This is a genomic window from Xanthovirga aplysinae, assembly GCF_009711365.1.
GTDB lineage: Bacteria > Bacteroidota > Bacteroidia > Cytophagales > Cyclobacteriaceae > Xanthovirga > Xanthovirga aplysinae.
In genome coordinates this window covers 1-7,213 of record NZ_SMMB01001062.1, presented here as the reverse complement: position 1 = coordinate 7,213, position 7,213 = coordinate 1, and the positions used below count along the sequence as shown (strand labels likewise).

Genomic DNA, 7,213 nt, shown 5'->3' with positions numbered 1-7,213 from the left:
CTTATATTTTTCAATTTAATAAAGCTTAACGTAGCAAAAGGATAGGCCATTACAGCAATCTTGATAAAAACAAGTGGTACCAGAATAGAATAAAAAATATTTAAACATCCACAAGTCCGATATATAATTTCTCCACCCATTGGATCCCCCAAAAACTGGATAAAATCATATGGACAAAATTCAAAATATTTGTGAATAAATGAATATCAAAAAATGGGATCCTTGCTCATTTATGGGTCTTCTACAAAGTATTTAAAAATAAACTACTAATTCTAGGAGGAAATATTTTAATATGAACTCTTAGGGCTTCCGCCAATTCTCAACATTATGCGATAAAAAATAATAAATGGGATAAATACTAATTATTAATAATTAAAAAGAATCAGAATTTATTCTAACAAATTAATACCAAAAAGTTACACTAAATTATATTTCTTTTTCACAACCAAATAGGATAAAAGACCCCCACTTGAATAATAACACCAATAAAAACAACAACTAGTCCATGAGTATTATTCGATAATATTTTGTATGTTTTCTTTAACAAGCAATACAATATCTTGACTTTTTTAGCTATTTTAGACCAAAATGACTGCTTATAAACTGTGCAGTTTAGAGGGTGGTGCATTATTCCAAAATTTAATTTCCTTTCAACAATCTAACCTACCAAATTACCCTTGCTCTTAATTAATAAAAAAAGATTCGGACTATTCCTGATTATAATCGGTCTCCTCCTTGCCTATTTGTTATGGCCATTAAGCAGTGACAAACACCCTATTCATTTTGATAAAGAAAAGATAGCAGTACGAGAAAGTTTCTTAAGAGATCATTCCAAGGAAGAACAAGATCTTACCCAATTGCCCAATATCCTACTTATCGTTGCAGATGATTTGGGAAAAACAGATATTTCTCATTATGGAAGCCCTTTCATTCACACCCCAAACATTGATGCCATAGGGCAAAATGGAGTAACTTTTGAAGAAGGTTATATCACCTCCCCTATTTGCAGCCCTTCCCGAGCTGGTTTGATGACGGGCCGGTACCAACAACGATTTGGATATGAATACATCATTCATGAACGCTATCCCAAAAATCGTTTGGAATACCTGGCCTTTAAATACTTTGTTAAAACTGGAAACTGGTTAGTCAATAACAATCCCACCAAGCCTTCACAAGAGCATATGCACAAACAAGGGTTGCCTTTGACGGAAATTACCCTTGCCGAATTACTTCAAAAACAAGGATACCAAACGGCCATCATAGGAAAATGGCATCTAGGTTATAGCAAAGACCTTATCCCAAATAATCGAGGGTTCCACTATCAGTATGGTTTTTACGAGGCCTATTCACTATATGCTCCTCCCGACAAACCGGGCATAGTGAATCAAAAGCATGATTTTGACTTTTCTGACCAATTTATTTGGAAAAAAGGTCGTAAGGGCACCAGCGCTTTACGAAGAAATGATAAAATCATTGAGGAAGATGAATATCTAACACCTCGAATTGCAGAAGAGGCCACACAATTCATGGAAAAACATCAAAACAAACCCTTTTTCCTTTATGTTCCTTTTTCTGCCCCTCACACCCCATTTCAAGCCACCCAGGAGCACTTTGATCAATTGACCCACATTTCTGATCGCAATAAAAGAGTGTATTATGCCATGATTGCCGCCTTGGACGAAGCCGTAGGAAAAATCATGGATAAATTAAAAGAACTTGAATTGGAAGAAAACACCCTCGTCTTTTTTATCAGTGACAATGGTGGTGCCACCTACACCCGGGCAACCGATAATGCTCCCCTAAAAGGAGGAAAATTTACCAACTTCGAAGGAGGAGTGAATGTGCCCTTCATGATGCAATGGAAAGGGCAAATCCCTGCATCCACTCATTATAAAGCCCCTGTTTCCGCTTTAGATATTTTTGCAACCTCGGCAGCAGCTTCATCCAGTAAATTACCTGACGATCGCCCCTTTGATGGAACCAATCTGATTCCCCATTTAAATGGTCAAAAAATAAGCCCACCTCATAAAGCCCTTTACTGGAGAACGGGGAAGCTAAAAGCAATCCGAAAAGACCAATGGAAATTAATCATAGATGAAGAGTCTGACAATGCGGTTTTATACAATCTCAATAAAGACAAAACAGAACAAAAAAACCTTCTGGAAAAAAAGCCGGCTGTTGTTAAAGATTTGCTTGAAGACTTAAATGTGTGGGAAAAACAACTGGTTTCCCCCTTGTGGCCTCATGTGATGAAATTCCGCTTTAAAACCGAGGATGGTGATTTCTATTTTCCTTTGTGAATGTTAAAAGTGCTAATCGAAAAGGCAATATCCAATGAAGGAATATTTCCTTTACAAGCGCTAATTTTACTTATAAAAGTAAATAATTTTTATTTTAACACTAGAATAGATAATGCATTATGAATATAGATTTATACGAGAGGTGCATAAAAAAACAATAAAAAAGCGGTGCGTATAGAATATACACACCGCTTTTTTGCCTTAAATTAAGCCTTTCAGTGATTTATATCAGCCAAGGTATTTAGTTAATTACTTGATTAACACAATCATCGCAAGAATCCCACCATACTGGCACGGTCCCTGCATTGGAACCAATAGGCACATTTTGAGCTGCAAAATTAGTAGCATTATAGCTAATTTCATTAGAAGGGTAACTCCATCTTAATGCAGGAGTAGTTAATGCCGCAACAAATGGCTCAGGAACAACTGAAATTTCAGGGAATCCTGTTCTTCTCCAGTCATTATAGGCTTCGAAGTTCAAGAAGTTAGCAATATACTTTTGAGTCATAATCTGATTGTAAGCTTCAGATCTGGCAGTAGCCAATGTTCCATGAGCATTAATGTACTCATCAACCAAAGCTGTGACGGTCGCATCTTCTGCAAGCTCACCACTAGCAATTCCACCTTCTATAATGCCTGTTGCCAATTTATCAAATGAGTTTCTAATACCTTCCTGATAAGCAACTTCGGCACCAGCAATATCACGCTTTATGAATTTAGCTTCTGCCTCCATGAATTTAACTTCAGGATAGGTAATCATATATAATTGAGCATCTGCAGCACTGTAAAATGAACCTAAAGGAGATATTGATCCAACAGTCTGAGCTACAGTACCATTTACATGTCCTACATATTGAGCAGGCACTACCACATTTCCTTCTTCATCTTCCTCTGCCGCAACAAGATCAGCCTGAGCATGTATTCTTGGATCATTTAATCCCTTTAAAAGTTCAATGTAGTGATCACTCATTTGGTAACGAAGAGTCCACTTACCATCGATAGCATATTGGTACCAAGGGTTCTCCTGTCCAGGATCAGATAAATACCCATACTGCGCATCGTCATCATTACTAACAAATGCATTCCCTAAAGCCGCTAAGGCAAGATCTGCCTGCTGAACCGGATCCATGCCAGGTGCATAAGTCAATCTTAAGTGCAGTCTAGCTTTTAGGGTATAGGCTAATTTTTTCCATTTTGCCAGATCTCCCTGGTAAATAAAATCTTCACCACCTACTTTAGTCCCATAATTAGACCCTTTATCAATTGCTGCAATGCCCTCGTCCAACATGGCCTGCATAGCGGAATAAACATCCTTTTGATTATCGTATGCAGGCTGAGGAAATTCTAAAGGTTTCCATGCTTGAGAATAAGGAACATTACCATACAAATCCGTAGTAATACTTAAATTCCACGCCCAAATAATTTTAGCAATTCCTTCATAATCATAGGCCTCATGCTCTGCTGCAAGCTCTGCCAAAACCCTACAGTTCTCCATGAGTGGATAAGAAGTAAAAGTCCAAGTATTATTGACATCATTCTCCGTCATTTGATAAGTCCCTTGGTGAGGAATATCAGTATTATATGCAGTTTGCTGCACCCAGTTACTAGAAACCCGTACTGGTGTACCTCCTACCATCTCATAGGCAAAGGTTGTTATAATCCCTGTCAACAATAAAGGTTCGGAAACTTCTGTAGGATTATTTGGATCGGTATTTACATCCAAAAAATCGTCACATGCGCTAAAAAACAGCGTAAGTAAGCTTAAAAATAATATATTTATCTTTTTCATATTCGCTTAAATTTTAAAAAATGGCTTTATTTAAAGAATTTAATAATCACTATATGTGTCCATTTCTTGAACTTTATAAAGTGACATTCAAACCAAAGGAGTAAGATCTTGTACCAGGCGTAACAGCATGGTAGAAGCCTTGTCCATTTCCATTTCCACCTAGGTTACCTTCCGGATCCCAATAAGAGAAGTTACTCCAGATAAACAAGTTTCTACCTGTTGCAGAGAAACTAACCGCTTGGAAAGGCGTCTTTTTCAACCATTTAGAAGGCAAATTATAACTTAAACTTAACTCTCTTAATTTGACGAAGCTACCATCCTCAACAAACAACTCATCTGAAGAAGAATAAAAATTCTGATAATAAGCTTGGTCTTTTGTCACCTCTTTTGTGTTTGGTTGCCCATCTGCCGTTACACCTTCCCAAACTATTTTACTTCCTCTGTCCTCTGTTACTTCAGGAGTACCATAGTAAGAAGCGTAATACAAGTCCATGTTCATAATATCACCACCCATTCTTGCATCAAACAAGGCAGATAAAGTCAATCCCTTATAGCTGAATGTATTACGGATACCACCTGTCCAATCAGGTTGTGTTTGCCCGATAACACCCAATTCATCCGCATAAGTTGGCAAGCCATCTTCACCAATGATCAATTGGCCATCTTCTGTTCTTGCAAAAGGTTGTCCCCAAATTACTCCATAACCATTCTCAACATCTGCACGAATTTGAGGAGAAGTAAACCCATACATGAAGATGGACTCCACACCCTCCGCTAATTCATTTACGACTGTTTTATTCTTGGCATAATTCAGTTGAATATCCCATCGAAAGCCATTTTTCATATCAACAGGTGTACCGGTAAGAGTTAACTCTATACCTTTATTTTGTACTTCTCCAACATTCAATACCTGAGATGTATAACCTACAGACGGTGCAGTTGGAGCCGGAATAATCTGGTCATCAGTCACTTTATCATAATAAGTAAAATCAACTCCCAATCTTCCATTAAAGAATCTCAAATCCGCACCGATTTCTTTTTCCGTAGTCAACTCATGCGTAAGAAAATTATTAGCTAAAGTATTATTGATCAAGAAACCATTATATCCCTGAGTTGGCACTGAGATAGTACCTCTAACTCCATCACCAGGGGCAACCTGCTCGAAGGTCTGATCGACTCCATAAGGATCGGCAGTATTACCAGCTTGGGCCCAGGATGTTCTAATTTTACCATATGACAAAATATTATTATCAGAAATACCCAATGCTCTGGTAAAATCAAAACCTAGGGATACGGATGGATAAAAGAAACTTCTAGCATCTAAAGGAAGTGAAGAAGACCAGTCATTACGTCCACTCACATTTAAGAACACCATGTCGTCATATTCTAAGGTTGCCTGAGCAAAAGCACTTAATTGACGGTACTGTGAATCAAACTCAAATGCATTAACACTACTGGCATTAGAGATATCGAAGAATCCAGGAATACTCAACTCTTGACCCCAAATAAATTCTCTGTGGAAATTTCTGACATTAAGATTTCCCCCTACAATACCATTCAAATTGATTTTATCACTTAGATCTTTATTAAAGATAAACAAAAGGTCATTATTGTATTCCTGATTTTTTATAGTACCTGTTGACATACGTCCATCAGGAGCGCCCACTGTACCAATATCTGTTTCTTCTGTGGTCTGATCTGTATAGGTGTCATAACCAAATACATTTGAAACTTTTAACCAAGGCGCAATTTCATAAGTAAAGGTTTGCGTTAAGAAGAAACGATCCACCACACTTCTTCTTAGGTTGTGATCGACCAACCAAAATGGATTGTTTCGGGAAGCACTATAAGCGTATTGTTCTCCATCCTCTGTCAAGTAGTTATTAATATTTTGACTGATTGGCCAGGAAAATAAATTATACATATAAGATCTTGATCCATTTCCTTCTGGCAAACGATCATTTTGAGAGTTTGTATAAGTTAAGGACCCCGCATAGGTTAATTTATCACTTAACTTTCCATCCAGTCTTGTGTTGAAGGAATTTCTAATAAATTCATTTCCAGGAGCAATACCTTTTTCATCCAAATTAGAATATGACATATAATAAGTCAAATTCTCCTTACCTCCACTTAGGTTAATATTATTTTCTAAACTTAACCCTGTTCTGAAAAACTCCTCTCGTGGATCGTAGACCTGCGGCATTCCAATGGCGTCAATAACTGCCTGACTCACTTGATCTTTATGAGGCCCCCAACTTGTAGTAGTCTGAGGGTTTGCACCTTCCTCTTCAGCATATCCACCTTGACCTTCAGGCAAACCGTTTCTATATAAACCATTATTTCCTTGCAAATAGGAATTCTGATAACCACTAATTATAGCCTCAGAGACCCCTACTTTTGAACTTACATTGATGGTAGGCTTATTGCTTGACCCTCTTTTGGTAGTAATCATGATCACTCCATTAGCCCCTCTTGATCCATAAAGCGCGGTAGCAGCAGCTCCCTTTAAGACACTCATATCTGCAATATTGTTAGGATCAATATCGGCTATCCTGTTTGTCGCTGTTCCGTTAAATAAGGTGGACTCATTTGGGTTACCCACATTCTCGCTGTTATTCATTGGCACCCCATCCACTACAAATAATGGCTGATTACTTCCTGTTAAGGAAGAAGAACCTCGAATAGTGATCCTGGAAGAGGAACCTGCCTGCCCTCCAGATGAATTAATCTGAACACCAGCTACCTTACCTGCCAAAGCATTCACCAAGTTAGATTCTTGGGCATTTCGAAGGTCATTAGCATCTACGTTCTGTACTGCGTATCCTAAGGTACGCTTCTCCTTTTCAATACCAATGGCTGTTACAACTACATCTTCCAGTTGTTTCACATCTGATGCCAATGCCACATCAATTATGGATTTTGAACCCACTTCAATTTCTTGAGTTACCATCCCCACAAAAGAGAATACCAATGTACCACCCTCAGGTACACTAACAGAGTATTTTCCATCAAAATCTGTTAGTACACCATTGGATGTTCCTTTAATCACCACGTTCACACCTGGCAGTCCAAGTCCATCTTCTTCTGATGTCACCACACCAGAGACATTCTGATCCTGAGCCCA

Annotated in this window: 3 protein-coding genes; 1 reads left to right on the top strand and 2 read right to left on the bottom strand. The window is 38.0% G+C overall.

The features are described 5' to 3' along the window. The first annotated feature begins 677 nt into the window (after nucleotides 1–677). On the top strand, nucleotides 678–2,300 hold the full coding sequence (locus tag E1171_RS11825) for a sulfatase-like hydrolase/transferase (RefSeq protein WP_155206212.1): 1,623 nt from the start codon (nucleotides 678–680) through the stop codon (nucleotides 2,298–2,300). A gap of 241 nt (nucleotides 2,301–2,541) precedes the next feature. Here E1171_RS11825 and E1171_RS11820 read toward each other — a convergent pair whose 3' ends face one another. Both E1171_RS11820 and E1171_RS11815 read right to left on the bottom strand, forming a co-directional pair. Then, entirely contained in the window at nucleotides 2,542–4,089 is a 1,548-nt protein-coding gene (locus E1171_RS11820; protein ID WP_155206211.1) for a SusD/RagB family nutrient-binding outer membrane lipoprotein, read from the bottom strand. A gap of 73 nt (nucleotides 4,090–4,162) precedes the next feature. Then, nucleotides 4,163–7,213, bottom strand: a 3,051-nt coding sequence (locus E1171_RS11815; RefSeq protein WP_155206210.1) for a SusC/RagA family TonB-linked outer membrane protein, incomplete at its 5' end; no start/stop codon positions are given.

Excerpts from the sequence above, each read along its gene's own strand:
- E1171_RS11820 (WP_155206211.1), bottom strand. The coding sequence starts at position 4,089 with ATGAAAAAGATAAATATATTATTTTTAAGCTTACTTACGCTGTTTTTT.